Source organism: Gordonia sp. IEGM753 (assembly GCF_050321825.1).
In the GTDB taxonomy this organism is placed as follows: Bacteria; Pseudomonadota; Gammaproteobacteria; order Pseudomonadales; family Pseudomonadaceae; genus Aquipseudomonas.
In genome coordinates, this window is sequence record NZ_JBNQGB010000006.1 from 29,040 (window position 1) to 55,435 (window position 26,396).

The following is a 26,396-nucleotide window of genomic DNA, read 5'->3' on the forward strand; positions in this document are numbered from 1 at the left end:
GACCATGCAAACTCGTGACGACATTTTCAACACCCTGCGCGATGCCTTGGTCGAACTCTTCGAACTGGATCCCGAGCGTGTCAGCCTCGACTCCAACCTGTATCAGGACCTGGAAATCGACAGCATCGACGCCGTCGACCTGATCGATCACATCAAACGCCAGACCGGCAAAAAAATCGCCGCCGAAGAATTCAAATCGGTACGCACCGTCAGTGACGTCGTTGAGGCGGTCTACCGTCTGGTTCAGCCGGCCGCATGAGTCGACTGATTGGCCTCGGCCTGCTGCTGGCCGGGCTGCTGTATCCTTTCGCAGTCTATTTCGGCATGGAGCATTTCGCGCCGTGGCAGTTTGGCCTGCTGCTGGGCAGCTTGTGGCTTGCCCGGGTGCTGCTCGGTGTGCGCAAACCCGGCAGCTTGTGGATGGCGCTCATTGCGATTGCTTTCTGCCTGCTGCTGGCGCTGTTCGACAGCCCGCTGTTACTGCGCTGGTACCCGGTATTGATCAGCGCCTTCATGCTTGGCTTGTTTGGCCTGAGCTTGAAAGTCGGCACGCCGATGGTCGAACGCCTGGCACGTCTGCGCGAACCGCACCTGCCGCCCAAAGCGATTGTTTATACGCGCCAGGTGACTATTGCCTGGAGTGTGTTTTTCCTCTGTAACGGTTTGCTTGCGGCCGCCCTGACCCTTTGGGCACCGCTGAGCTGGTGGATGTTGTACACCGGCCTGATCTCCTACGGGTTGATGGGCCTGATGTTTGCCATTGAATGGCTAATACGACAACGGGTACGAGGCCACCCATGAATTGGATAAAACTTGAGCAACTGTTGCTCAAGGCTCAGCCGGAGCGTGCCGTGACGGCAGAGCCGGTGTTGAATCATGCTCATCTATGCGAACAGGCCTTGAGCCTGGCGGCGGGCCTGCAAGCCCAAGGGGTGCACCGCATTGCGGTGCACCTGGAAGACGCCGCCGACCTGGCGATTGCATTGCTCGGCGCCTGGCGTGCCGGGGTCGGCGTGCTGCTGCCTGCCGACCTGCAAGCCCAGACCCGCGAGCGCTGGTCGACACAAGTCGACCTGTGGCTGACCGATCAGGCAGATGACGCGCACCTGTCTGACTATCAACATGCGCCACTGAGCGCCGCCGAACTGGACCTGGATAACTGCCAGTTGAGCCTGTGCACATCCGGCTCCAGTGGCGAGCCCAAACGCATCGATAAAACCCTGCGCCAGATGGCCAATGAAGTTCAGGCGCTGGAACAGCTCTGGGGCACCGACCTGGGCCAGGCTTGCATCATTGGCAGCGTCGCCACCCAGCATATCTACGGCTTGTTGTTTCGGGTGCTGTGGCCGCTGTGTGCCGGCCGAACGTTCGTCCGCAAACAACTGGCGTTCCCGGAAGATTTGCAGCGCGCCAGCCGCGAGCATCAAGTCTTTGCCTGGGTTGCCAGCCCGGCCTTGCTCAAGCGCATGGGCGATAACCTCGACTGGCCGGCACTGAGCGCGGTTCGGCGGGTGTTTTCATCAGGTGGAGCCCTGCCAGCAGAAGCGGCCAACAGCCTGCAACAGCGTCTGGATCAATGGCCCACGGAAATTTTCGGCAGTTCGGAAACCGGCGGTATCGCCTGGCGTCAGGGCCAGACTCTCTGGCAGCCCTTTGCCGATATCAATCTGACCCAGGACTGCGACGGCGCGCTGCTGATTGCTTCACCGTACTTGCCGGTCGGCCACATCGAACACACCGCTGACGCTGCCCGCATTGCCGACGACGGCCGTTTTGAACTGCTGGGACGACTCGACCGCATCGTCAAACTGGAAGAAAAACGCATCTCGTTGCCCATGCTCGAACAGGCATTGATGGCTCACGAGTGGGTCGCCGAAGCGCGCCTTGGCGTGGTTCAGGAAAATAGAGCGTCGCTGGGTGCGTTGCTGGTATTGAGTGAGTCGGGTCTGCATGCTCTGCGCAATCAAGGTCGGCGTACGCTGACGCATCAATTGCGTCAGCATTTGAGCCTGCATTGCGAAGCATTGGCGCTGCCACGACGCTGGCGTTTGCTGCGGCAACTGCCTTTGAATGCGCAAGGCAAACTGGCCCAGGCTGAAGTGGAAGCATTGCTGCTGGCGCCACGCCCAAAAACACCCGAAGTGCTGGAGCGGTCTCAAGTCGAGGGCGAATGGAGCCTGCAATTGGCCGTGCCACCGGACCTGGCGTATTTCAGCGGCCACTTCCCCAAAACGCCGGTACTGCCGGGCGTGGTGCAGGTGGATTGGGCGCTGAGCCTCGGCCAGCAACTGATGGAGTTGCCGCAGAAGTTCGCCGGCATGGAAGTGCTTAAATTCCAGCAACTGGTGCGTCCCGGCGATGAAATCCAGTTACACCTGCGGTTCGACCCGGCACGCGGCAAGTTGTATTTCACGTATCGCAACGAGGCGGCGACCTGCTCCAGCGGACGGATTTTGCTGGAGGTGGCAGGCGATGCATAACGTTGATGAGTGCTGTGCACTCAATCGCGAGCAGGCTCGCTCCCACACTGGATGTGTGTATCCCCTGTGGGAGCGGGCTTGCTCGCGAAGGGCGCAACCCGGTCTCTCAGGTGCAACCCAAGATGCATAACCCCTGCGCAATCATCCCGGTTTACAACCACGAAACGGCGATCACCACCGTGGTTGAAGCGCTGCTGGCCAACAACCTGCCGTGCATTCTGGTTGATGACGCCAGCAACAAGACGTGCGCCGAAGTGCTCGACCAACTCGATCAGCGCGACAGCGTTTACCTGATCCGGCTCGCGACGAACCAGGGCAAGGGTGGCGCTGTCATGACCGGCCTGCGGGAAGCCTCGCGCTTGGGCTTCAGCCACGCCTTGCAAGTCGACGCTGATGGCCAACATGACCTGCAAGACGTCGCGCTCTTCGTCGAGCAGTCGCGCGCACACCCTGAAGCGGTGATCTGCGGTTACCCGCAATACGACGCCAGCGTGCCCAAAGGTCGTTTGTACGCCCGCTATCTGACGCATGTGATGGTGTGGATCAACACCCTGTCATTGCAAATTCGCGACTCGATGTGCGGCTTCCGGGTCTATCCCTTGCCGCCAACCCTGGCGCTGATTGACTCAACGACCATCGGCAAGCGCATGGATTTCGATTCGGACATTCTGGTGCGATTAGCCTGGCGCAATCAGCCGATGCAATGGCTGCCAACCAAGGTTCATTACCCGTTGGATGGCGTCTCGCATTTCCGCATGTTCCACGACAACGTGCTGATCTCCAGCATGCACACCCGGTTGTTCTTCGGCATGTTGTTACGAGCACCAGTGATTCTCTGGCGGCGGTGGCGAGCATGAGCAGCAATACCGACAAGGACCACTGGGCAGATCGCCAGGAACGCGGCAGTTTTTGGCTGATGAAACTCACCGCATTCGGCGCCAAAGTACTGGGGCGCAGACTGTTGAGCCCGTTGCTGTACGGCATCGTCCTGTACTTTTTCATGTTCGGGCGCAGTGCTCGCCAAAGCGCCTGGCAATATCAACAACGCCTCGCAGACTGGAGCGGCCGCAACGAATTGCGGCCAACCCATTGGCGAGTGTTTTGCCAGTTCATGGCCTTCGCCGACTCCATGCTCGATAAGCTCGACGTGTGGAACGGCAAGTTGCGCATTGAGCAAATCGAGATCATCGACCCGGCGCTGCTACGCAATCAGTTGCGCGGCAGCCGTGGGCAGATGCTGGTAGGCGCACACCTGGGCAATCTCGAAGTCTGTCGCGCGCTCGCAGAGATCGGCGAGAAGGTCACCATGAACGTGTTGGTGCACACCAAGCACGCTGAGCAGTTCAACCGGTTGCTCGGCGAAGCTGGCGCAACCAACCTGCGATTGATCCAGGTCAGCGAGCTCGATCCGGTGATCATGCTGCAATTGCATGAACGCTTGGAGCGCGGCGAATGGCTGGCCATTGCCGGCGACCGCGTGCCGCTGCACGGCGGGCGCAGCGTGACGGTAGATTTCCTTGGCCACCCGGCAGCCTTTCCGCAGGGCCCCTGGTTATTGGCTGGATTACTGAAGTGCCCGGTCAATTTGCTGCTGTGCCTGAAGAAGCCCACCGGTGACTATCGATTGACCCTGGAGCCGTTTGCCGAAGCGGTGGCGTGGAAACGCAGCGACCGCGAGCAGGTCATTCATCAGTGGGCTTCGCGTTATGCCGAACGCTTGGGTCACTATTGCCTCGAAGCACCTCAACAATGGTTCAACTTTTACCCTTTCTGGAAGACCGATGACGACGCCAACGCATGAGCCGGTAACCTTCGGCGAACTCCCTTTGCGCATCGAAGACGTATTGGCACTGGCCAATCGTCAGGCGCCGACGCAGCTGCAACATGACGCCGCGTACCGCGAACGCATCGCCAAGGGTGCGCGTTTCCTCGACTCGTTGCTGGACAAGGAAGGCGTGATTTATGGCGTGACCACCGGTTATGGCGACTCCTGTGTGGTGGCGGTGCCGCTGCATCACGTCGAGGCGCTGCCACGTCATCTGTACACCTTCCATGGTTGCGGCCTGGGCAAATTGCTCGATGCGCAAGCCACTCGAGCGGTACTGGCGGCGCGCTTGCAGTCGCTGTGCCATGGCGTTTCCGGGGTACGCGTTGAACTGCTGGAACGTCTGCATGCGTTTCTCGAACACGACATCCTGCCGCTGATTCCTGAAGAGGGTTCGGTGGGCGCCAGCGGCGATCTGACGCCGTTGTCATATGTTGCGGCAACGTTGTCCGGGGAGCGCGAGGTGATGTATCGCGGCGAGTGCCGACCCGCCGCCGACGTGCACCGCGAACTCGGCTGGGCGCCGCTGGTGCTGCGCCCCAAAGAAGCCTTGGCGCTGATGAATGGCACCGCTGTAATGACCGGTCTCGCCTGCCTGGCCTTTGCTCGCGCCGATTACCTGCTGCAGCTGGCGACGCGAATCACAGCGTTGAATGTGGTCGCGCTGCAAGGCAACCCGGAACACTTCGACGAACGTCTGTTCGCCGCCAAACCGCACCCTGGGCAAATGCAGGTCGCCGCGTGGCTGCGCAAGGACCTGGCGATCGATGCGCCTACGGCTCCGCTGCATCGCCTGCAAGACCGTTATTCGTTGCGATGTGCGCCGCACGTGCTCGGCGTGCTGGCCGACAGCCTGAGCTGGCTGCGTTCGTTCATCGAAATCGAGCTGAACAGCGCCAACGACAATCCGATCATCGACGCCGAAGCAGAGCGGGTACTGCACGGCGGGCATTTCTACGGCGGCCACATTGCGTTCGCCATGGACAGCCTGAAAAACCTGGTGGCCAACGTCGCCGACTTGCTCGATCGTCAGCTCGCCTTGTTGGTCGATGAGCGCTACAACCACGGTTTACCGAGCAATCTGTCCGGCGCTACCGCTGACCGCGCGATGCTCAACCATGGCTTCAAGGCTGTTCAAATCGGCACCAGTGCCTGGACGGCCGAAGCGCTGAAAAATACCATGCCGGCCAGCGTTTTTTCGCGCTCCACCGAGTGCCACAATCAGGACAAGGTGAGCATGGGCACCATTGCTGCCCGTGATGCGATTCGTGTACTGGAGCTGACCGAGCAAGTTGCCGCCGCTGCATTATTGGCGGCCAATCAAGGCGTATGGTTGCGCAGCCAGGCGTGTGATGCCCGTGCACTGCCGCCGGCGCTTGCGGCCATGCATGAAGAATTGGGCAAAGACTTCCCGCCGGTTATCGAAGACCGTGCACTGGAAGGCGAATTACGCTTGTGCCTGCAGCGCATCGCCGCACAACACTGGAGGCTGCATGCGTAGCAAAGGCGTGCTTCACACCGATACGGAAATCCTCGTGCCGTTCTTTGATGTCGACACCATGAACGTCGTCTGGCATGGCCATTACGTCAAATACCTGGAAGTCGCCCGCTGCGCGTTGCTGGACAAAATCGGCCATAACTACACGGCCATGGTGGCTTCCGGTTTCGCCTGGCCGGTGATCGACCTGCAATTGCGTTACGTACGCGGTGCGGTGTTTGGCCAGAAGCTCAACGTGCGGGCGAATCTGGTGGAGTGGGAGAACCGCTTGAAGATCAATTACCTGATCAGCGATCTGGACACCGGCGAGCGCCTGACCCGCGCCAGCTCCGTGCAAGTTGCCGTCGACATGAGCAGCCGCGAGATGCAAATGGCCTCGCCAAAGGTATTCACCGACGCCGTCGAAAGGGTATTGGCATGAGCCCGGGTTTCAATGCCAAAACCATTCCTTGTGGCGAACGAGCTTGCTCGCCACATGTGTTCAGATGGCTCGCTGCGCTGTTACTGCTCGGTTTATCCTCGCTCGCGCAAGCATTCGATCTGCAACAACTCAGCGATCAACTGGCCAGACCGGATGTTATCCACGGCAACTTCATCCAGGAAAAACACCTGCGCGCCCTGCCCCAACCGCTGACCAGTAAAGGCACTTTCGTCCTCGCAAAAAATAATGGCCTGCTGTGGCTGCTGAAAACACCGCTGCAGCAGGATTACCGCATCACCGCCAAAGGCATTGCGCGACGCGACGCCAGCGGCTGGCAAATGCTGCCCGGCAAGAGCGCCGGCGCCGAGCAGAACCGGTTGTTTTTGGCCGTATTGCAAGGTGACAGCAGTGGCTTGCAGCGTGATTTCGAACTGGCCCTGAGCGGTGACGCCCAACACTGGAAGCTGACACTGACGCCGCGCTCGCTGCTGCTAAAACAAGTGTTCAACCAGATAAACATCACGGGCAGTGAACTGGTGCAAACCATCGAGCTATTGGAAACCCAAGGTGACAGCACCGTATTGCGCATGCAGGACAGCACCAGCGCACAACCGTTGAGCGACGCGGAGCAACATGACTTTGCCGAGTGAACGGAGGCTGCCGCAACTGTTTCTGATCCTGCTGCTGGCAGTGCTTGCACTCGCCGGCTGGCAATGGCGTGACGGCGCCCCGCTGTCGGCCAATCTGATGGAACTGGTACCGGGTACAGCCCCGGACGCGCTGGAACTGCGCGCAGAACAACGCATGCAGGAACCGCTGAACCGCGAAATACTGCTGCTGGTCGGGCATGCAAATCGGCCGCAAGCGGTGGCCATGGCGCAAACACTGGGCGAACAATGGCAGGCCAGCGGCCTGTTCGAGAACGTCCAATGGAACTTGCAAGCAGACTTGCCAGCGCTGCGCACGCAACTGCTGCGAGGGCGGCTGGCGATGCTGTCCGAGGACGATCGGCAAGAACTGATTGAACATCCCGACGCCTTTATCCAGCAGCGCGTACAAGCGCTGTTCGATCCTTTCACCGGCTTCAGCCTGGTGCCCAGCCAGGACGACTGGCTAGGCCTGACGGGACGCATCCAGAACAGTCAACCTCAGCACGGCGACGTGCAACTGGACATTGGCAGCGGCGCATTGGTCGCCGATGCCGACGGTAAGAGTTGGGTGCTGCTACGGGCGAAAACCACCGGTAATGCATTCGACATGAACCTGCCGCTGCACGTGGCGGCTTTACTCAAACACAGCCGTGAAGAAGCCGCACAGGGTGGCGTGCAATTGCTGGCGGCCAGCGGTTTGTTATACGCCGCCAGCGGTCAGCAACAAGCGACCCGCGAGATGACGTGGGTCGGTGGCGGCGCCACGCTCGGTATTCTGTTGCTGCTGTTGCTGGCCTTCCGACGTTTGCGTGTGTTGCTGGCGTTTATTCCGGTAGTCGTCGGCATGCTCTTTGGCGCCGTGGCTTGCGTCGCGTTTTTCGGCCACATGCACGTGATGACACTGGTGCTGGGTTCTAGCCTGATCGGTGTCGCCGTCGATTATCCGCTGCACTATTTGTCCAAGAGCTGGAGCTTAAAGCCCTGGAACAGTTGGCCGGCCCTGCGCCTGACCTTGCCCGGCCTGACACTCAGCCTGATCACCAGCAGCATCGGCTACCTGGCACTGGCGTGGACGCCATTTCCGGCCCTGACCCAGATAGCAGTGTTCTCGGCGGCAGGCCTGGTCGGCGCCTATTTGTCTGCAGTGTGCCTGCTGCCGGCCCTGCTTAAAGGCGTAAATTTGCGTCCGGCGCAATGGCCGCTGCGCCTGTCTGAAAACTTGCTGGCATTGCGCGAGGCGCTGCTCAAACACATCAGCACGCCAGTGCTGCTCGCACTGGTGATCGCTTTCTGTGTCGGCGGCCTGTTACGGCTCGACAGCAAAAACGATATCCGCCAATGGATCGCCGCGCCTCAGCAACTGACTGACGAAGCCCAAACCATCGCGCGCATCACTGGGTTTCAGCCCACCAGTCAGTTCTTTCTGGTGCGAGCCGCCAACCAAGAGCAATTGCTCGAACGCCAAACGGCTTTGAGTGAGCGGCTGGATCAACTGGTTAACATGGATAAGCTGCAGGGTTATCTGTCGCTCAATCAACTGGTCGGCCCGCCCAGCGAGCAACGGCAAGTGCGTGAGGCGTTGAACAAACTGCCGCAGTTCTGGCAGCCGCTGCTGGACCTCGGCGTACCGGCCGAAGCGTTGCAAGCCGAGCTGGCACAGTTGCAGGCATTGCCGACGCAAGACATCGACGCGGCGTTGATTGGCCCGCTGGCCGAGCCTTACCGTGCGCTGTGGCTGGGTCCGACCGACGACGGCGTTGCCGCGATGGTCAGCCTGCAAGGCCTGAACAATCCGTCGCTGCTGCGTGTGCAGGCGCTGGATTTGCCGGGCGTTAAACTGGTCGACCGTCTCGGCGAATTGAACGGCGTCTTTGCTGCGACCCAAATCAGCGCGGCTGAGTTGAAACTCGCCTCTTGCGTGTTGATCGTGCTGGTGCTGATTCTGCCGTTCGGTCTCGGCGGGGCGCTGCGTATCGTCGCCCTGCCGCTGTTGGCCGCGCTGTGCAGCCTGGCCAGTCTTGGCTGGCTGGGACAACCGCTGACATTGTTCAGCCTGTTCGGTCTGCTGCTGGTGACGGCGATCAGCGTCGATTACGCGATCCTCATGCGTGAACAGGTCGGCGGCGCTGCAGTGAGCCTGTTGGGCACCTTGTTGGCGGCGGTGACCACTTGGCTGTCATTCGGACTGTTGGCGGTTTCAAGTACACCGGCGGTCAGCAATTTTGGACTTTCGGTCAGCCTGGGCCTGGCGTTCAGTTTCATACTGGCGCCGTGGGCGGCACGACCAACGCAAGCGCCTGCCGTAGCAGCGGAGCCGGCAGCGTGATGATTTTACTGTTCTGGGTCATGGCCCTGGCGATGTTCGCCGTGGCGACCCACCTCGGTCGCCACTTCGGCTTGATCCCGATTGTCAGCCAGTTGCTATTGGCAACCTTCGGCCTGCCGTTGTTGATGTATCTCTGGATCGAGCCAGGCTGGCACTTGAGCGGTGCGCTACTGATCTCGCCCATATGGCTAAAAAACCTCTACAGCCTCGGTTTTGCCTTGTTGTTAGGGCACATCTTGAGTGATGTGATCGACCTCAAACTCGACCGCCAGAGCTTGAAAATCGCCCTGCCGAGCTTCTGCATTCCGTTCGCCTGCGGGCTGTCGACTGCGATCTGGCTGTTGCCGACGCAACCCTGGATCAGTTCGCTGGCGGTCGGTTTGCTGTTCGCCATCACGGCGATCCCGGTGCTTTATCTGTACCTGCGACACATCAACTACCCGCCCGCCGCCACCCGGCGCCTAGTGCAAACCGCGATCCTTATTGACCTTACGTGCTGGACACTTTTCGCCATCGCCCAAGGCAGCCTGCACCTTGGCAGCCTGTTATTGCCGCTGGCCGGCGCTTGCCTGCCACTGCTGTTGCGCTTGCTGGGGCTGCGCCAACCGCTGCTGCACAGCGGCTGCTTTTTTGCATTGCTGGTGCTTGCCGAGCATTACAAGCTCAACGCGCTGATACTCGGCATCGGTTACCTGTTGTGCATGGCCGCCATTAAAGTGCCGTTGGTGCTGCCTCTGCCGGCGCTGTGGATGAGCCGTTTGCAGACGTATGTCGCAATACCGCTGATCCTCACGTTCGGCATCGTCCAGATCGACGTTCACAGCGCGATGAACAGCCTCGGCTGGCTACAACTGGCTGCGCTGCTGCTGTTTCCGATTGCCAGCAAAATGCTCGGCAACTGGCTGGGGCTCGGTTGGGCCGGTGCATCGTTTGAAGGCGCCAGTCGCTGGCGCGAGAGCATCCTGCTGAACATCCGTGGTTTGAGTGAAATCGTCTTTCTCAACCTGCTATTGCAACAACAACTCATCAGCCCTGCGCTGTACTTCGCGCTGATGTTGATGGGGTTGATCGCAACATTGCTGCCGGCATTGGCCGGCATGCACCGAACGCCCGCCCACACTCCCGTCCCGGCAAGGAGGCCTCATGCCAATAGTTGAAACGGAACGTCGCCAGGTTGTGGTGATTGGCGCTGGCCCCTCAGGGGCTATCGCCGCCGCGCTCCTGCGGCGCAAAGGGCATGACGTGTTAATGATCGAGCGCCAGCATTTCCCACGGTTCTCCATCGGTGAAAGCTTGCTTTCGCACTGCCTGGATTTCGTCGAAGAGGCCGGCATGCTCGACGCGGTGAACGCCGCAGGATTCCAGCTGAAAACCGGTGCGGCATTTGCCTGGGGCGAGCAATACAGCGCCTTCGATTTTGGCGACACGTTCAGCAACGGCAAGCCGACCACGTTCCAGGTGCAGCGCGCTGATTTCGACAAACTGCTGGCCGATCAAGCGGCCTTGCAAGGCGTGGAGGTTCGCTACGGCGAAGCCATTGTCAGCGTGGATGTCGACCGCCAGAAACCGCTGCTCGGCGTGCAACGCGAGGACGGCAGTGAATACCGTGTCGAAGCAGATTTCATGCTCGACGCCAGCGGCTACGGCCGTGTGCTGCCGCGCTTGCTGGACCTGGAGGCACCGTCGAATTTCCCGGTACGCCAAGCAGTGTTCACGCACGTTGAAGACCGCATTCAACACCCAGGCTTCGACCGCACCAAAATCCTGGTGACCACGCACCCGACCCAACGCGATATCTGGTTCTGGACCATCCCGTTCAGCAACGGTCGTTGTTCGGTAGGCGTCGTCGCCGCCGCCGAACATTTCGAGGGCCGCGAGAAGAACCTGGACGACTGCCTGCGCGACTTCATTGCGCAAACGCCAAGCCTGTCCGGCGTACTGAGCAACGCGGTGTGGGATACGCCTGCCCGCACCATCGGCGGCTATTCGGCCAACGTCAAAACCCTGCATGGCCCGGGCTATGCGTTGCTGGGCAATGCCGCAGAATTTCTCGACCCGGTGTTCTCCTCTGGCGTGACCATTGCCATGCGTTCGGCGAGCATGGCCGCAGCGGTGTTGCATCGCCAGTTGCAAGGCGAAGCCGTCGACTGGCAAAGCGAATTCGCCGTACCGCTCAAACGCGGCGTCGACACCTTCCGTTGCTACGTTGAAGGCTGGTACGCCGGGACCTTCCAGGATGTGATTTACCACCCGCAAAGTTCGCCGGACATTCGCCGCATGATCAGCGCCATTCTCGCCGGTTATGCCTGGGACGAGCGCAACCCGTTCGTTGCCGAACCCAAACGCCGATTGCGCATGCTGTCGGAACTCTGTGCAAGGGATGCGACATGAGTTACTTAAGCGACAACTACGTCGAAGAAACACGCTTCGGCTTCTGGTTCCTGCGCAGCCACACTTGGCAGCACCATGTTTTGCGCGTCGCGATCAACGATCTGCGCAGCCTGTTCAGCGAGCCATTACCGAGCAATCCGGTGCTTTTGGACGCGGGTTGCGGTCAGGGCAAATCCTTTCAGCATTTGCGTCAGACCTTCACGCCGCAGCGGTTGATCGGCGTCGATGCTGACCCTCACAGCCTGGACCTCAGTGGCGAGGAAGCGGCGCGTCAGGGCATGCTCGTCGAGTTGATCGGCAGCGATTGCGCGACGCTTGCGGTGCCGGATGCCAGTGTCGACCTGCTGTTCTGTCACCAGACCTTTCACCACTTGGTGGAACAGGACCTGGCGCTCGCCGAGTTCTATCGTGTGCTCAAACCGGGTGGTTATCTGCTGTTCGCCGAATCCACCGAGGCCTACATTGATACGTGGGTCATTCGCTGGCTGTTCCGCCATCCAATGCACGTGCAAAAAAGTGCCGCGGGGTACCTGGAAATGCTGCGCCGGCAAGGCTTCGAATTCGGCCCGCAAAACGTCTCCTATCCCTACCTGTGGTGGAGCCGTGCCAAGGATTTCGGCCTGCTCGAACGCCTTGGTCTACGCAAGCCAAAGCCTTTTGGGCAACGTGAAGAAACCCTGGTCAACGTGGTCGCGCGTAAACCACTTGAAGGTGCGCAGTGATGTCGAACTCAACACTGACCTGTGGGCGCAGGCTTGCTCGCGAAAGCGGTACTCCTGCAAACCTCATGGGTGCATGTGAGCACGCCTTCGCGAGCAACCCCGCTGCCACAAGGTTTTCTGCGCTGATGCGCTTTCTGCTGCTGGGTGCTGTGCTGCTGCTAAACGCGTGCGCCAGTCAGCCGCCGTTGCCGGCGCAAAACCCCGACCTGCCGTTGCCGCTGCAACTGCACATCCAGCGCCTGCAAGCCGATCAACGTCTGGATTGGGTGCTGGTCATCCAGCGTGAAGACCAAGGCATCCGCTGGTCGATGATGGACTTGCTGGGGATTCCCCAGGCGCGGCAGAAACTGATCAATGGCAAGTGGCAAGCCGATGGTCTGTTGCCACCCAACCCCGAAGCCCGCGAACTGTTTGCGGCGCTGTTGTTTGCGTTGACGCCCGAAGCAGAATTGGCCGCCAACTATCCCCAGGCGCGGCAACAAGGTGCGCAGCGAGATCTGGCGCCCCATTGGAGTGTTCACTATTCAAACCCGATGAGTTTTGACTTGAAGTTGCCCCAAGGCCCCGAATATTTAGTGACGCCGCTGAGCGGAGATGCGCCATGACCGCTTACCTGAATGCGCTCGGGTTGGTTTGCGCCCTGGGCCGTGACAAAAAACAGGTCGCGCACAATCTGTTCGCCGGCGATTGTTCCGGCATCCGCGCCGAGGCTGGCTGGGTGGCCGATCGCTCATTACCGATAGCCCCCGTGGACGGTGAACTGCCGCCGATCCCGACCGATTTGAGCGAGCACAGCAGCCGCAACAATCAGTTGCTGCTGGACGCCGCGCTGCAAATTCGCGAAGACATCACACGGGCCATCCAAGCCTATGGCCCCGCACGCATCGGCATCGTTCTGGGCACCAGCACGTCGGGAATTGACGAAGCCAGCCGCGGTTTGGCCCATTACATCCGAGAACATGAATTCCCGGCTGACTACGACTATCAGCAACAGGAACTCGGCGCACCGGCGAACTTCCTGGCTGACTGGCTGCAATTGAGCGGCCCGGCCTATGTGATTTCGACGGCCTGTACCTCCAGCGCCCGCGCGTTGATGAGTGCCCAGCGCCTGTTGAACCTGGGCCTGTGCGATGCCGTGCTGTGCGGTGGGGTCGACAGTTTGTGCAAACTGACACTGAATGGTTTTTCGGCGCTTGAAGCGGTCTCCGAAGAGCGCTGCAATCCGTTCTCGATCAATCGCAACGGCATTAACATCGGCGAAGCAGCGGTGCTGTTCCTGATGAGTAAGCGCCCCGACGACGCGCAATCAATTGCCCTGCTGGGCTGTGGTGCCAGCTCTGACGCGCACCATATTTCGGCACCGGAACCCACCGGTCGAGGTGCGCGGCAAGCCATGCAAAAAGCCTTGGCCCGCGCACATTTGCAGCCGCAGCAAATCAGCTACCTGAACCTGCACGGCACGGCCACTCAACACAATGACGCCATGGAAAGCCACGCGGTGGCGGCGGTATTCCCGCAGGGTGTGCCGTGCTCCTCAACCAAGTCGATGACCGGTCACACCCTGGGCGCGGCCGGTGCGCTGGAAGCAGCCTTCTGCTGGCTGAGCCTGAGTGCGGATAACCACGAGAACGCGTTGCCGCCACACGTCTGGGATGACCAGCCCGACCCGCAACTGCCAGCGCTGAATTGGGTGACCCCGGCCGATCGCCTGACGTCCATTGCACCTCGCTACCTGATGAGCAATTCCTTTGCCTTCGGTGGCAATAACGTCAGCCTGATTATCGGAGACGCCCCATGATTGACTGGCCGCTCGCCGAATTGCTGCCACACGCTGGCGACATGATCCTCATCGAGCAGATCCTGTCGTTCGATGACGAACAGATTTACACGCGCCTTAGCGTCAAGCCTGGCGGCTTGTTCAGCCGTCCCGACGGCAGCTTGCCGGCCTGGGTTGGTATCGAATTGATGGCGCAAAGCGTTGCCGCCTATGCCGGTTGCCATGCCCGACAGCGCGGTGACGCTGTAGAACTCGGCTTCTTGCTCGGCACGCGCAAATTCGAGTGCAACGTCGAGCATTTTCCCGTGGGCACCGAGCTGACCATTCATGGGTTGCGCTCGCTGGAAGACGATAACGGCATGGGCGTGTTCGAATGCCACATCAACGCTCCAGGCATTCATGCCACCGCCCGTCTGAACGTTTTCCGCCCACCGCAGGCTGCTCAATATCTTGATGAAACCAAAGGAACCCCGTCATGACTGAATCCGTACTGGTCACCGGTTCCAGCCGTGGCATCGGCCGTGCTATTGCGTTACGCCTGGCACAGGCAGGGCACGACATTGTGCTGCATTGCCGCAGCGGCCTGGCGGAAGTCATCGCGGTGCAGGCTGAAATCGAGGCGTTGGGCCGTAACGCCCGCGTGCTGCAATTCGACGTGTCCGACCGCGCCAGCTGCAAAACCATACTGGAGGCAGACGTTGAAGCTCACGGCGCCTACTACGGCGTCGTACTGAACGCCGGGCTGACGCGTGACGGTGCTTTTCCGGCGCTTAGCGAGGATGATTGGGACGTGGTGATGCGCACCAACCTCGACGGGTTCTACAACGTGCTGCACCCCGTGATGATGCCGATGATTCGTCGTCGCGCCGCCGGTAGAATCGTCTGCATTACCTCGGTGTCCGGCCTGATCGGCAATCGCGGCCAAGTCAATTACAGCGCCTCCAAGGCTGGTTTGATCGGTGCCGCAAAGGCATTGGCGATCGAACTGGGCAAGCGCAAAATCACGGTTAACTGTGTCGCACCCGGCCTGATCGACACAGCCATGCTCGATGAAAACGTGCCGGTGGAAGAACTGATGAAAATGATTCCCGCACAACGCATGGGCACCCCGGAAGAGGTGGCTGGCGCGGTGAATTTCCTGATGTCCGCGGAAGCGTCCTACATCACCCGCCAGGTTCTGGCCGTGAACGGAGGCCTGTGCTGATGAAACGCGTCGTCGTCACCGGCATGGCCGGCATCACGTCGCTTGGCAGCGACTGGGACACCATTGCCAGCAACTTCGCAGCCAACCGCAGCGGCATCCGCCGCATGGACGAATGGGATCGTTTTACCGAACTCAACACGCGCCTGGCCGGGCCAATTGATGATTTCAAAGTGCCGAGCCACTGGACGCGCAAGCAATTGCGCAGCATGGGCCGGGTGTCTCGCTTGGCCGTTGGCGCCGCAGAACAGGCATTGGCCGACGCCGGGCTGCTGGGTGACGAGTCCATCAAGGACGGACGCATGGGCGTTGCCTGCGGCTCATCGACAGGCAGCACCGACGAAATCAAAGCCTTTGGCAACATGCTGCTGAACTCGGTCGCCGAAGGCCTGAACGCCAACTCTTACGTGCGGATGATGCCGCACACCACGGCGGCGAATATCAGTATCTTCTTCGGCCTTACGGGCCGGCTCATTCCCACGTCCAGTGCCTGCACCAGCGGCAGCCAGGGCATCGGCTACGCCTACGAGTCCATCAAGTTCGGGCGTCTGCCACTGATGCTCGCCGGCGGCGCCGAAGAATTGTGTCCCACCGAAGCCATGGTATTCGACGCGCTCTACGCCACCAGCCTGAAAAACGACGCGCCGCAAACCAGCCCGCGTCCTTATGACAAAGGTCGCGATGGCCTGGTGATTGGCGAAGGTGGCGGCATGCTCGTGCTTGAGGAGCTGGAACACGCCTTGGCGCGCGGCGCACACATTCACGCCGAACTCGTAGGCTTTGGCAGCAATGCCGACGGCCAGCACACCACCCGTCCCGAGCAAACCACCATGCGCCGGGCCATGGAGCTGGCGCTGGAAGATGCCGGTTTGCAGCCTTCGGATATTGGTTACGTCAACGGTCACGGCACGGCAACCGAACAGGGCGACATCGCCGAAACGCTGGCCACCAGTGCACTGTTTGGCGAACACATGCCCATCAGCTCGCAGAAAAGCTTCCTCGGTCACACCCTCGGGGCCTGCGGCGCACTGGAATCCTGGTTCAGCATCGAAATGCTGAACCGCGACCTGTACGTGCACACCTTCAACCTCGACGAGGTCGACCCGCACTGCGGCAAACTCGATTACTTGCGCGGCGAGTTCCGGCAGATGAGCAACCAGTACGTGATGAACAACAATTTTGCGTTTGGCGGGGTGAATACGTCGCTGATCTTTCGGCGCTGGCAGTAAGAAAAATCAAGATCAAAAGGTCGCCCCCACGCTCAGCGCAGGAGGCCAACTTTCAGTGTTTTGCGGACGCCTTCGCGAGCAGGCTCGCGCCCACAATTGACCGCATTCCCTGTGGGAGCGAGCCTGCTCGCGATTGGCTGCGAAGTTGTTATGACTTCAGCGGCTCTACCTTCCTCGTCAACAACTCGACAAACGCCTTCGCCATCGGTGACTTCTGGTCTTTGCGTTGCACCAGCCACACCGCTGAAACAGCTGCAGGATCGAGCAATGGCCGATACACCACGCCGTCGATGCGCATCCGCTGGTAAGACGCCGGCAGCACCGAAACACCTAGCCCTGCCGCGACCAGGCCGATAATGGTCATGGCCTCGCCCGCTTCTTGGGCGAAGTGCGGGCTGAATCCCGCATCACGCGCCAGGCTGAGCAATTGGGCGTACAGGCCACTGCCATAACTGCGCGGGAAAAAGACGAAGGGCTCGAGCGCCAGGGATGACAGAAACAGGCCTCCCTCGCTGCCACTCACCAGCGGATGCTTGGAGCTGAGCACCGCCACCAGTGGCTCTCGCATCAGTTCCACCACGCTGAGCGAGTCGGGTAACCCAAGAGGACGCATGATGCCGACCTCAATCGACTCGTCCACCAACGCATCGGCGACTTGGGTGCTGCTCATTTCCCGCAGGTTCAGGTGCACGGCCGGAAAGCGCTGGCGGAACGAAAAAATCGCCTGGGGGATGGTCGAGTTAAACGGTGCCGACGAAGTGAAGCCGATTTTCAGTTCACCTAACTCGCCCAACTGGGCTCGACGCGCCACATCAGCCGCTTTGTCGACTTGTGCCAAGGCCAATCGCGCCTCTTGCAGAAACAGTCGACCGGCTTCGCTGAGCTCGACCCGACGATTGGTACGCTCGAACAATCGCGCCCCGACCTCTTGCTCCAGCGCCTGAATTTGCTGGCTCAGCGGCGGTTGCGAGATGCCCAGCGCCTGAGCGGCGCGGCCGAAGTGCAGTTCTTCGGCGACGGCGATGAAGTAGCGCAGGTGACGCAATTCCATGAAAACCCCATTGAGTCGTAAAACCTATCAAACAGGTCGAACAATATATTGGATTGAATCATTAGGCAGCTATATGCTTTTTTCATTGCCTGACCGGCTGCACGTCACCCGAGGTTTGAAGTGAAAACTGCTGTTGCGCCCTACGCCCATGAAGTTCCACCCGCCGCGCTGGACGATGTTGTCAGCGAGCTGCAAGAAATCTACATCGAAAAAGGCACGCCGATGTTCCTGCGTACGGTGCTGGCGTTGTTCTCCGGCGGCTTCGCAACATTTGCGTTGCTGTATTGCGTGCAACCGATGATGCCGATGTTGTCCCACGAATATTCCATCAATGCAGCGCAAAGCAGCCTGATCCTGTCCGTGGCAACCGGGATGCTCGCCCTTGGTTTGTTGATCACCGGCCCGATCTCCGATCGCGTCGGACGTAAGCCGGTGATGGTTGCGGCGTTGTTCGCTGCGGCGCTGTGCACCATGGCCAGCGCAATGATGCCGAGCTGGCAGGGCGTGTTGGTGATGCGCGCCTTGATCGGGTTGTCGTTGAGTGGACTGGCCGCGGTCGCAATGACTTATTTGAGCGAAGAGATCCACCCGCAACACATCGGCTTGGCGATGGGTTTGTACATCGGCGGCAACGCGATTGGGGGGATGAGCGGACGCCTGATCACCGGCATGCTGATCGACTTCGTCAGTTGGCACACAGCGATGCTGGTCATCGGTGGTTTGGCGATGATTGCAGCGACAGTATTCTGGAAAATTCTCCCCGAATCGCGCAACTTCCGGTCCCGCGCCATCAACCCGCGTAGCCTGCTCGACGGCTTCACCATGCACTTTCGTGACGCTGGCCTGCCGCTGCTGTTCCTGGAAGCGTTCGTGCTGATGGGCGCGTTCGTCACGTTGTTCAACTACATCGGCTATCGCCTGTTGGCCGAGCCGTATCACCTGGACCAAGTGTTTGTCGGGCTACTGTCGGTGGTGTACCTGTCGGGCATCTACAGTTCGGCAAAAATCGGCTCACTGGCCGACAAGCTGGGGCGTCGCAAAGTGCTCTGGGCCACCATTGTGCTGATGATCGCCGGCCTTGCGCTGACCCTGTTCACGCCGCTGCCCATCGTGATTATCGGCATGCTGATCTTCACCTTCGGCTTCTTCGGTGCGCATTCGGTGGCGAGTAGCTGGATCGGGCGCCGGGCGATCAAGGCCAAGGGCCAGGCTTCCTCGCTTTATCTGTTCAGCTATTACGCCGGCTCGAGCATTGCGGGGACTGCGGGCGGGGTGTTTTGGCACATCGGCGGCTGGAACGGGATTGGTCTGTTTATCGGCGGGTTGTTGCTGGTGGCGCTGCTGGTGGCGTTGAAGCTCGCGAAGCTGCCACCACTGGAAAATCTGAAAGCCTGAATTCGGTCAACCACAAATAATTGTGGGAGCGAGCCTGCTCGCGATGGCGGCGTAACAGACAACACACATGTTGAATGTTATGGCCTCATCGCGAGCAGGCTCGCTCCCACTAAAACGCAGGTTTGTCGTTAACCCGCGACGATCACTCGTGATACTGCGCCGACAACTCGTGCACCGCGCGCAGGAACGCACCGGCATGTTCCGGATTGACTTCCGGGGTGATGCCATGGCCCAGGTTGAACACGTGACCGCTGCCTTTGCCATAGCTGGCCAGGATACGGCCCACTTCGGTGCGAATGGCTTCAGGTTTTGCGTACAGCACGGTGGGGTCCATGTTGCCCTGCAACGCAACTTTGTCGCCAACGCGGGCACGGGCGTTGCCAATGTCGCAGGTCCAGTCCAGGCCCAACGCGTCAGCGCCGGCATCGGCAATGCTTTCCAGCCATAGCCCGCCACCCTTGGTAAACAGGATGACAGGCACTTTGCGGCCTTCGTGCTCGCGGATCAGGCCGCTGACGATCTTGCGCATGTAGGCCAGGGAGAACTCCTGGTACGCCGCCGCCGAGAGGTTGCCGCCCCAGCTATCGAAGATCTGCACGGCTTGGGCACCGGCCATGATCTGGCCGTTGAGGTAGCTGGTGACGGACTGAGCCAACTTGTCCAGCAACAGGTGCAAGGCTTGCGGGTTGTCGTAGAGCATGGTTTTGGTCTTGCGGTAGTCTTTCGACGAGCCGCCTTCGACCATGTAGGTGGCCAGCGTCCATGGGCTGCCAGAGAAGCCGATCAGCGGCACACGACCATTCAGTTCGCGGCGAATAGTGCTGACCGCGTCCATCACGTAACCCAGGTCTTTGTGCGGGTCAGGAATCGGCAGTGCTTCGATGTCGGCCATCGTGCTGACGACTTTTTTGAAGCGCGGGCCTTCACCGGTTTCGAAGTACAGGCCTTGGCCCATGGCGTCCGGGATGGTGAGAATGTCGGAAAAGAGGATCGCCGCATCCAGTTGCGGGTAGCGGTCAAGCGGCTGCATCGTGACTTCGCAAGCGAACTCCGGATTCATGCACAGGCTCATGAAGTCACCGGCCTTGGCACGGCTGGCGCGGTATTCAGGCAAGTAGCGGCCCGCCTGACGCATCATCCAGACAGGGGTGACATCCACAGGTTGCTTGAGCAGGGCACGAAGGAAACGGTCGTTCTTCAGGGCAGTCATGTCGGCATCCGCAAAAAAAGTGCGGGCATTTTCTCAGAGCGCGACGCAAAAGGCACGGTTGCAGGTCAGCCTTTTGTCTATCGGGTCAATTTATCAGGCTGAAAACCCGGTATTCGCAACACCGAGAAACAACTGTGGGAGCTGGCCCGCCAGCGATGCAGGCACCTCGGTATGTCAGTCAGACCGAGATGACGCTATCGCTGGCAGGCCAGCTCCCACAGGGTTACTGCATTTCAGCTCGAGAGCGCGGGTTACACGCCCAGGTAATCGAGGATCCCTTCGGCGGCGTTGCGGCCTTCGAAGATAGCCGTCACCACCAGGTCAGAACCGCGAACCATATCGCCACCGGCGAAGATTTTCGGGTTGCTGGTCTGATGCTTGTACTGACCTTGTTCCGGGGCCACCACACGGCCCTGGCTGTCGGTCTGGATTTCGAACTGCTCGAACCACGACGCCGGGCTTGGACGGAAACCGAAAGCGATAACCACGGCATCTGCCGGGATGATCTCTTCGGAACCCGGAATCGGCTCAGGGCTGCGACGGCCACGGGCATCCGGCTCGCCGAGACGGGTCTCGACCACTTTCACGCCTTCGACCCTGTCTTCGCCGACGATGGCAATTGGCTGACGGTTGTAGAGGAATTTCACGCCTTCTTCCTTGGCGTTCTTCACCTCTTTACGCGAGCCCGGCATGTTCGCTTCATCGCGACGATATGCGCAGGTCACCGATTTGGCGCCTTGGCGAATCGACGTACGGTTGCAGTCCATCGCCGTGTCGCCACCGCCCAACACCACTACCCGCTTACCTTTCATGTCGACGAAATCTGCCGGCGACTTTTCAAAGCCCAGGTTGCGGTTGACGTTGGCGATCAGGAAGTCCAGCGCGTCATGCACGCCCGGCAGGTCTTCACCGGCAAAGCCGCCCTTCATGTAGGTGTAAGTGCCCATGCCCATGAACACGGCATCGTATTCTTCGAGCAATTGCTCGATGGTCACGTCCTTGCCCACTTCAGTGTTCAGACGGAACTCGATGCCCATGCCGGTAAAGACTTCGCGACGATTGCTCAGCACGGTCTTTTCCAGCTTGAACTCCGGAATACCGAAGGTCAGCAGACCGCCGATTTCCGGGTTCTTGTCGAACACCACCGGGGCTACGCCGCCACGCACCAACACGTCGGCGCAGCCCAGTCCCGCAGGACCGGCGCCGATGATCGCCACACGCTTGCCGGTCGGCTTGACCTTGGACATGTCCGGACGCCAGCCCATGGCGAACGCCGTGTCGGTGATGTACTTCTCGACCGAGCCGATAGTGACGGCACCAAAGCCGTCGTTGAGCGTGCACGCGCCCTCGCACAGACGATCCTGAGGACACACCCGGCCGCAGACTTCCGGCAGGGTATTGGTCTGGTGCGACAGTTCGGCGGCTTGAAGGATGTTGCCCTCGGCCACCAGTTTCAGCCAGTTTGGAATGAAGTTGTGCACCGGGCACTTCCATTCGCAATACGGGTTACCGCACCCCAGGCAGCGGTGGGCCTGATCGGCCGAATGCTGGGGTTTGAAGGGTTCGTAGATTTCCACGAACTCTTTCTTGCGTTGACGCAACAGTTTCTTCTTCGGATCTTTGCGCCCGACATCGATGAACTGGAAGTCGTTATTCAGACGTTCAGCCATGTTAAAACCTCATCAAACTCTTCAGGCGCATATCACTGCGGATTGGCACGGATGCTGGAAAGCAACGATTTCAAGTTGGCAGCCTTGGGCTTGACCAACCAGAAACGACGCAGGTAGTCATCGAGGTTTTCAGCGAGGTTACGACCCCATTCGCTGTTGGTTTCCTCGACATATTCGTCCAGCACATGCTGCAAGTGGTTGCGATAGGATTCCATTGCTTCGCCGCTGATCCGCTGGATCTCCACCAATTCGTGGTTCACCTTGTCGACGAAGGTGTTGTCCTGGTCCAGCACGTAGGCGAAACCGCCCGTCATGCCCGAACCGAAGTTGTAGCCGGTCTTGCCCAATACGCAGACGAAACCACCGGTCATGTATTCGCAGCAGTGATCGCCAGTGCCTTCAACCACGGTGTGAGCACCGGAGTTTCGCACCGCAAAACGCTCGCCTGCGGTGCCAGCGGCGAACAACTTGCCGCCTGTGGCGCCGTAAAGGCAGGTGTTGCCGATGATGGCACTGTCCTGGGTTTTGTAGGCGCTGCCTTTCGGCGGCACGATGACCAGTTTGCCACCCGTCATGCCTTTACCGACGTAGTCGTTGGCGTCACCTTCCAGGTACATGTTCAAGCCGCCAGCGTTCCACACACCGAAGCTCTGACCGGCCGTTCCTTTGAAACGGAAGGTGATCGGCGCTTTGGCCATGCCTTGGTTGCCGTGCTTGCGAGCGATCTCCCCGGAAATCCGTGCACCGATCGAACGGTCGCAGTTGCAGATATCCAGTTCAAAATCGGCGCCGCTCATGTCGTTGATAGCGGAAGTGGCCATGCCGACCATTTTCTCGGCCAGCAAGCCTTTGTCGAACGGCGGATTGCGCTCAACCTGGCAGAACTGCGGCTTGTCTGCCGGGATGTGGTCGCTGCCCAGCAACGGCGTCAGGTCAAGATGCTGCTGCTTGGCGGTCTGGCCTTCGAGGACTTCCAGCAGATCGGTACGACCGATCAGCTCCTCAAGCGAGCGCACGCCTAATTTGGCCAGCCACTCACGGGTTTCTTCGGCGACGTAGGTGAAGAAATTCACCACCATGTCGACGGTGCCGATGTAGTGATCTTTGCGCAGCTTCTCGTTCTGCGTCGCAACGCCGGTGGCGCAGTTGTTCAGGTGACAGATACGCAGGTATTTGCAGCCCAGGGCAATCATTGGCGCGGTGCCGAAGCCGAAGCTTTCGGCGCCGAGAATGGCAGCCTTGATCACGTCGAGGCCGGTTTTCAGGCCGCCGTCGGTCTGCACCCGGACTTTGCCACGCAGGTCGTTGCCACGCAGTGTCTGGTGGGTTTCGGCCAGGCCGAGCTCCCACGGAGCGCCCGCGTACTTGATCGAGGTCAGTGGCGATGCGCCCGTGCCGCCGTCGTAACCGGAGATGGTGATCAAGTCCGCATAGGCCTTGGCCACACCGGCGGCGATGGTGCCGACGCCCGCTTCGGCAACCAGTTTCACCGAGACCAGCGCTTTCGGGTTGACTTGCTTCAGGTCGAAAATCAGCTGCGACAAGTCTTCAATCGAATAGATGTCGTGGTGCGGGGGCGGCGAAATCAGCGTCACGCCCGGCACCGCATAACGCAGTTTGGCGATCAGACCGTTGACCTTGCCACCTGGCAACTGACCACCTTCACCGGGCTTCGCGCCTTGGGCGACCTTGATCTGCAGCACTTCAGCGTTGACCAGGTATTCCGGGGTGACACCGAAACGACCCGTCGCCACTTGTTTGATTTTCGAGCTCTTGATGGTGCCGTAGCGGGCCGGGTCTTCGCCGCCCTCACCGGAGTTTGAACGCGCGCCGAGGCAGTTCATGGCTTCGGCCAATGCTTCGTGAGCCTCCGGCGACAATGCGCCCAACGAGATGCCGGCGGAGTCAAAGCGCTTGAGTACCGATTCCAGTGGTTCGATCTCGCTGATATCCAGCGGCGTGTCCAGGGTTTTGACTTTGAACAGGTCACGGATCATCGACACCGGACGGTTGTCCACCAGCGCCGTGTATTCCTTGAACTTGCTGTAGTCGCCTTGCTGCACGGCAGCCTGCAACGTGTTGACCACATCCGGGTTGTAAGCGTGATATTCGCCACCGTGCACGAACTTCAGCAGGCCACCTTGCTGGATAGGTTTACGCGGGCTCCAGGCTTCGGCGGCCAGGGCTTTTTGCTCGGCTTCGATGTCGACAAAGCGCGCACCCTTGATGCGGCTTGGCACGCCACGGAAGCTCAGCTCGCAGACTGCTTCGGACAGGCCGATGGCCTCGAACAACTGCGCACCACGGTACGAAGTAATGGTCGAGATGCCCATCTTCGACAGAATCTTCAGCAAGCCTTTGGTGATGCCTTTGCGGTAGTTCTTGAATACCTCATAGAGGTCGCCCAGGACTTCACCGGTACGGATCAGGTCACCCAACACTTCGTAGGCCAGGAACGGATAAACCGCCGAGGCGCCGAAACCGATCAACACCGCAAAGTGGTGCGGGTCGCGTGCGGTCGCAGTTTCCACCAGGATGTTGGAGTCGCAACGCAGGCCTTTTTCGGTCAGGCGATGGTGCACCGCGCCAGTCGCCAGCGACGCGTGAATCGGCAATTTGCCCGGAGCAATATGACGGTCAGTCAGCACAACCTGGGTACGACCGGCACGCACAGCTTCTTCAGCCTGATCAGCGACGTTGCGAATGGCCGCTTCCAGGCCCACGCTTTCGTCGTAGTTGAGGTCGATGATCTGACGTTCGAAGCCCGGACGATCAAGGTTCATCAGCGAGCGCCACTTGGCCGGGGAAATAACCGGCGAGCTGAGGATCACGCGTGAGGCGTGTTCCGGCGACTCCTGGAAGATGTTGCGCTCGGCACCGAGGCAAATCTCCAGCGACATGACGATGGCTTCACGCAGCGGGTCGATCGGCGGGTTGGTGACCTGCGCGAACTGCTGACGGAAATAATCGTACGGCGTGCGCACGCGCTGGGACAGCACGGCCATCGGCGTATCGTCGCCCATCGAGCCGACGGCTTCGTAGCCTTGCTCCCCGAGCGGGCGCAGCACCTGATCACGCTCTTCGAACGTGACCTGGTACATCTTCATGTACTGCTTCAGTTGGTCGACATCATAGAAAGCCGAACCGTGGTCGTTGTCTTCCATGGTCGCCTGAATACGCAGAGCATTCTTGCGCAGCCATTGCTTATACGGATGACGAGACTTCAAGCGGTTGTCGATAGCGTCGGTGTCGAGGATCTGGCCGGTTTCGGTGTCCACGGCAAAGATCTGGCCCGGGCCAACGCGGCCCTTGGCGATCACGTCTTCAGGCTGGTAGTTCCAGACACCGATTTCCGACGCCAAGGTGATGAAACCATTTTTGGTCGTGACCCAACGTGCCGGACGCAGGCCGTTACGGTCGAGCAGGCACACGGCGTAACGACCATCGGTCATTACCACGCCGGCCGGGCCGTCCCACGGTTCCATGTGCATCGAGTTGTATTCGTAGAACGCCCGCAGGTCCGGGTCCATGGTCTCGACGTTCTGCCACGCAGGCGGAATGATCATCCGCACGCCACGGAACAGGTCGATGCCACCGGTGACCATCAGCTCAAGCATGTTGTCCATGCTGGAGGAGTCGGAACCGACGCGGTTGACCAACGGGCCGAGTTCTTCCAGGTCCATCAAATCGTTGGTGAACTTGGTGCGCCGGGCCACCGCCCAGTTGCGGTTGCCGGTGATGGTGTTGATCTCGCCGTTGTGCGCCAGGAAGCGGAACGGTTGAGCCAGCGGCCATTTCGGCAGGGTGTTGGTGGAGAAGCGCTGGTGGAACACGCAAATCGACGTTTGCAGGCGCTGATCGCTTAGGTCTGGATAGAAGGCGGTCAAATCCGCCGGCATCATCAGGCCTTTATAAATGATGGTCTTGTGCGAAAAGCTGCAGACGTAATGGTCGGCATCGGCGGCGTTAGCCACGGACGAACGACGACGGGAGCTGAACAGCTTGATCGCCATGTCCTGATCGCTCAGGCCTTCACCACCGATATACACCTGTTCAATCTGCGGCAAGCGCTCGAGCGCCAGACGACCGAGCACGCTGGTGTCGATGGGCACTTTGCGCCAGCCGATCAGTTGCAGTCCGGCCGCCAAAATCTCGCGATTCATGTTTTCGCGAGCGGCTTGAGCTTTCACCGGGTCCTGGTTGAAGAAGACCATGCCCACCGCATATTGCTTGGGCAGTTCGACACCGAAGGTTTCCTGGGCGATGGCACGCAGGAACACATCCGGCTTTTGAATCAGCAGACCGCAACCGTCACCGGTCTTGCCGTCGGCGTTGATCCCACCGCGGTGGGTCATGCAGGTCAGGGCCTCGATGGCCGTTTGCAAAAGGGTATGACTGGGTTCGCCCTGCATATGGGCTATCAGGCCGAAACCACAGTTATCCTTGAATTCATCTGGTTGGTACAGACCTGCTTTCATAGACACTTTCTCACCAGGCTGCCTCTTATAGAGGCAAATTTCTTTTCAATTCAACCACTTACCATCCGCGCC

Annotated in this window: 22 protein-coding genes; 18 read left to right on the plus strand and 4 right to left on the minus strand. The window is 59.9% G+C overall.

Annotated elements, in window-relative coordinates; genetic code table 11:
* Positions 1-4: 4 nt before the first annotated feature.
* From ACQR3R_RS24135 to ACQR3R_RS24215, 17 genes are all read left to right on the plus strand, one after another.
* The gene (locus ACQR3R_RS24135; protein ID WP_008025124.1) at positions 5-259 is read left to right on the plus strand and encodes an acyl carrier protein; all 255 of its coding nucleotides are present in this window, start codon (positions 5-7) and stop codon (positions 257-259) included.
* Positions 256-801 (plus strand): hypothetical protein, encoded by a 546-nt coding sequence (locus ACQR3R_RS24140; RefSeq protein ID WP_428276114.1) that lies wholly within the window; start codon positions 256-258, stop codon positions 799-801. The genes ACQR3R_RS24135 and ACQR3R_RS24140 overlap by 4 nt, the downstream gene beginning before the upstream one ends.
* Positions 798-2,480 carry an ApeI family dehydratase gene (locus tag ACQR3R_RS24145; protein WP_428276116.1) on the plus strand — a complete coding sequence of 561 codons (1,683 nt, stop codon included), beginning with the start codon at positions 798-800 and terminating at the stop codon, positions 2,478-2,480. Before ACQR3R_RS24140 ends, ACQR3R_RS24145 begins: the two co-directional genes overlap by 4 nt.
* A 122-nt stretch (positions 2,481-2,602) precedes the next feature.
* Complete coding sequence (locus ACQR3R_RS24150) at positions 2,603-3,337, plus strand: glycosyltransferase (protein WP_428276118.1); 735 nt, start codon at positions 2,603-2,605, stop codon at positions 3,335-3,337.
* Entirely contained in the window at positions 3,334-4,281 is a 948-nt protein-coding gene (locus ACQR3R_RS24155) for an LpxL/LpxP family acyltransferase (protein WP_428276120.1), read from the plus strand. Before ACQR3R_RS24150 ends, ACQR3R_RS24155 begins: the two co-directional genes overlap by 4 nt.
* Positions 4,262-5,806, plus strand: a complete 1,545-nt coding sequence (locus tag ACQR3R_RS24160; protein ID WP_428276122.1) for an aromatic amino acid lyase — start codon at positions 4,262-4,264, stop codon at positions 5,804-5,806. The genes ACQR3R_RS24155 and ACQR3R_RS24160 overlap by 20 nt, the downstream gene beginning before the upstream one ends.
* Positions 5,799-6,224, plus strand: a complete 426-nt coding sequence (locus ACQR3R_RS24165; protein ID WP_428276124.1) for a thioesterase family protein — start codon at positions 5,799-5,801, stop codon at positions 6,222-6,224. The genes ACQR3R_RS24160 and ACQR3R_RS24165 overlap by 8 nt, the downstream gene beginning before the upstream one ends.
* A gap of 56 nt (positions 6,225-6,280) precedes the next feature.
* Positions 6,281-6,874: a LolA-related protein gene (locus ACQR3R_RS24170; RefSeq protein ID WP_428276126.1), complete on the plus strand. Its 594-nt coding sequence runs from the start codon at positions 6,281-6,283 to the stop codon at positions 6,872-6,874.
* Positions 6,858-9,200, plus strand: a complete 2,343-nt coding sequence (locus ACQR3R_RS24175) for an MMPL family transporter (RefSeq protein ID WP_428276128.1) — start codon at positions 6,858-6,860, stop codon at positions 9,198-9,200. The genes ACQR3R_RS24170 and ACQR3R_RS24175 overlap by 17 nt, the downstream gene beginning before the upstream one ends.
* Positions 9,197-10,357 carry a hypothetical protein gene (locus tag ACQR3R_RS24180; protein WP_428276130.1) on the plus strand — a complete coding sequence of 387 codons (1,161 nt, stop codon included), beginning with the start codon at positions 9,197-9,199 and terminating at the stop codon, positions 10,355-10,357. Before ACQR3R_RS24175 ends, ACQR3R_RS24180 begins: the two co-directional genes overlap by 4 nt.
* Positions 10,344-11,591: a tryptophan 7-halogenase gene (locus ACQR3R_RS24185; protein WP_428276132.1), complete on the plus strand. Its 1,248-nt coding sequence runs from the start codon at positions 10,344-10,346 to the stop codon at positions 11,589-11,591. Before ACQR3R_RS24180 ends, ACQR3R_RS24185 begins: the two co-directional genes overlap by 14 nt.
* Positions 11,588-12,313: a methyltransferase domain-containing protein gene (locus ACQR3R_RS24190; protein ID WP_428276134.1), complete on the plus strand. Its 726-nt coding sequence runs from the start codon at positions 11,588-11,590 to the stop codon at positions 12,311-12,313. Before ACQR3R_RS24185 ends, ACQR3R_RS24190 begins: the two co-directional genes overlap by 4 nt.
* Positions 12,313-12,918 carry a hypothetical protein gene (locus ACQR3R_RS24195; protein WP_428276136.1) on the plus strand — a complete coding sequence of 202 codons (606 nt, stop codon included), beginning with the start codon at positions 12,313-12,315 and terminating at the stop codon, positions 12,916-12,918. The genes ACQR3R_RS24190 and ACQR3R_RS24195 overlap by 1 nt, the downstream gene beginning before the upstream one ends.
* Positions 12,915-14,111, plus strand: coding sequence for a beta-ketoacyl-ACP synthase (locus ACQR3R_RS24200; protein WP_428276138.1), 1,197 nt, complete (start codon positions 12,915-12,917; stop codon positions 14,109-14,111). The genes ACQR3R_RS24195 and ACQR3R_RS24200 overlap by 4 nt, the downstream gene beginning before the upstream one ends.
* Entirely contained in the window at positions 14,108-14,569 is a 462-nt protein-coding gene (locus tag ACQR3R_RS24205; protein ID WP_428276140.1) for an ApeP family dehydratase, read from the plus strand. Before ACQR3R_RS24200 ends, ACQR3R_RS24205 begins: the two co-directional genes overlap by 4 nt.
* Entirely contained in the window at positions 14,566-15,294 is a 729-nt protein-coding gene (fabG, locus tag ACQR3R_RS24210; protein WP_428276142.1) for a 3-oxoacyl-ACP reductase FabG, read from the plus strand. The genes ACQR3R_RS24205 and fabG overlap by 4 nt, the downstream gene beginning before the upstream one ends.
* A complete protein-coding gene (locus tag ACQR3R_RS24215) occupies positions 15,294-16,520 on the plus strand; it encodes a beta-ketoacyl-ACP synthase (protein WP_428276144.1) in 1,227 nt (408 codons plus the stop codon). Before fabG ends, ACQR3R_RS24215 begins: the two co-directional genes overlap by 1 nt.
* 148 nt (positions 16,521-16,668) lie before the next feature.
* Here the strand turns inward: ACQR3R_RS24215 and ACQR3R_RS24220 are convergent, their stop codons facing one another.
* Entirely contained in the window at positions 16,669-17,571 is a 903-nt protein-coding gene (locus tag ACQR3R_RS24220) for a LysR substrate-binding domain-containing protein (protein WP_428276146.1), read from the minus strand.
* A gap of 120 nt (positions 17,572-17,691) precedes the next feature.
* On the opposite strand from ACQR3R_RS24220, the gene ACQR3R_RS24225 reads away from it, so the two are divergent.
* Entirely contained in the window at positions 17,692-18,966 is a 1,275-nt protein-coding gene (locus ACQR3R_RS24225) for an MFS transporter (RefSeq protein ID WP_428276148.1), read from the plus strand.
* A 142-nt stretch (positions 18,967-19,108) separates the two neighbouring features.
* On the opposite strand, the gene hemE is transcribed toward ACQR3R_RS24225, so the two are convergent.
* The 3 genes from hemE to gltB all read right to left on the minus strand — a co-directional run bounded on the left by hemE (position 19,109) and on the right by gltB (position 26,324).
* On the minus strand, positions 19,109-20,176 hold the full coding sequence (gene hemE / locus ACQR3R_RS24230; RefSeq protein ID WP_428276150.1) for a uroporphyrinogen decarboxylase: 1,068 nt from the start codon (positions 20,174-20,176) through the stop codon (positions 19,109-19,111).
* A gap of 251 nt (positions 20,177-20,427) precedes the next feature.
* On the minus strand, positions 20,428-21,846 hold the full coding sequence (locus tag ACQR3R_RS24235; RefSeq protein ID WP_428276152.1) for an FAD-dependent oxidoreductase: 1,419 nt from the start codon (positions 21,844-21,846) through the stop codon (positions 20,428-20,430).
* A 32-nt stretch (positions 21,847-21,878) separates the two neighbouring features.
* Entirely contained in the window at positions 21,879-26,324 is a 4,446-nt protein-coding gene (gene gltB / locus ACQR3R_RS24240) for a glutamate synthase large subunit (RefSeq protein WP_428276154.1), read from the minus strand.
* Between the last annotated feature and the right edge of the window lie 72 nt (positions 26,325-26,396).

Excerpts from the sequence above, each read along its gene's own strand:
- ACQR3R_RS24135 (WP_008025124.1), top strand. The coding sequence starts at position 5 with ATGCAAACTCGTGACGACATTTTCAACACCCTGCGCGATGCCTTGGTC.
- ACQR3R_RS24140 (WP_428276114.1), top strand. The coding sequence starts at position 256 with ATGAGTCGACTGATTGGCCTCGGCCTGCTGCTGGCCGGGCTGCTGTAT.
- ACQR3R_RS24145 (WP_428276116.1), top strand. The coding sequence starts at position 798 with ATGAATTGGATAAAACTTGAGCAACTGTTGCTCAAGGCTCAGCCGGAG.
- ACQR3R_RS24150 (WP_428276118.1), top strand. The coding sequence starts at position 2,603 with ATGCATAACCCCTGCGCAATCATCCCGGTTTACAACCACGAAACGGCG.
- ACQR3R_RS24155 (WP_428276120.1), top strand. The coding sequence starts at position 3,334 with ATGAGCAGCAATACCGACAAGGACCACTGGGCAGATCGCCAGGAACGC.
- ACQR3R_RS24160 (WP_428276122.1), top strand. The coding sequence starts at position 4,262 with ATGACGACGCCAACGCATGAGCCGGTAACCTTCGGCGAACTCCCTTTG.
- ACQR3R_RS24165 (WP_428276124.1), top strand. The coding sequence starts at position 5,799 with ATGCGTAGCAAAGGCGTGCTTCACACCGATACGGAAATCCTCGTGCCG.
- ACQR3R_RS24175 (WP_428276128.1), top strand. The coding sequence starts at position 6,858 with ATGACTTTGCCGAGTGAACGGAGGCTGCCGCAACTGTTTCTGATCCTG.
- ACQR3R_RS24185 (WP_428276132.1), top strand. The coding sequence starts at position 10,344 with ATGCCAATAGTTGAAACGGAACGTCGCCAGGTTGTGGTGATTGGCGCT.
- ACQR3R_RS24190 (WP_428276134.1), top strand. The coding sequence starts at position 11,588 with ATGAGTTACTTAAGCGACAACTACGTCGAAGAAACACGCTTCGGCTTC.
- ACQR3R_RS24195 (WP_428276136.1), top strand. The coding sequence starts at position 12,313 with ATGTCGAACTCAACACTGACCTGTGGGCGCAGGCTTGCTCGCGAAAGC.
- ACQR3R_RS24200 (WP_428276138.1), top strand. The coding sequence starts at position 12,915 with ATGACCGCTTACCTGAATGCGCTCGGGTTGGTTTGCGCCCTGGGCCGT.
- ACQR3R_RS24205 (WP_428276140.1), top strand. The coding sequence starts at position 14,108 with ATGATTGACTGGCCGCTCGCCGAATTGCTGCCACACGCTGGCGACATG.
- fabG (WP_428276142.1), top strand. The coding sequence starts at position 14,566 with ATGACTGAATCCGTACTGGTCACCGGTTCCAGCCGTGGCATCGGCCGT.
- ACQR3R_RS24215 (WP_428276144.1), top strand. The coding sequence starts at position 15,294 with ATGAAACGCGTCGTCGTCACCGGCATGGCCGGCATCACGTCGCTTGGC.
- ACQR3R_RS24220 (WP_428276146.1), bottom strand. The coding sequence starts at position 17,571 with ATGGAATTGCGTCACCTGCGCTACTTCATCGCCGTCGCCGAAGAACTG.
- hemE (WP_428276150.1), bottom strand. The coding sequence starts at position 20,176 with ATGACTGCCCTGAAGAACGACCGTTTCCTTCGTGCCCTGCTCAAGCAA.
- ACQR3R_RS24235 (WP_428276152.1), bottom strand. The coding sequence starts at position 21,846 with ATGGCTGAACGTCTGAATAACGACTTCCAGTTCATCGATGTCGGGCGC.
- gltB (WP_428276154.1), bottom strand. The coding sequence starts at position 26,324 with ATGAAAGCAGGTCTGTACCAACCAGATGAATTCAAGGATAACTGTGGT.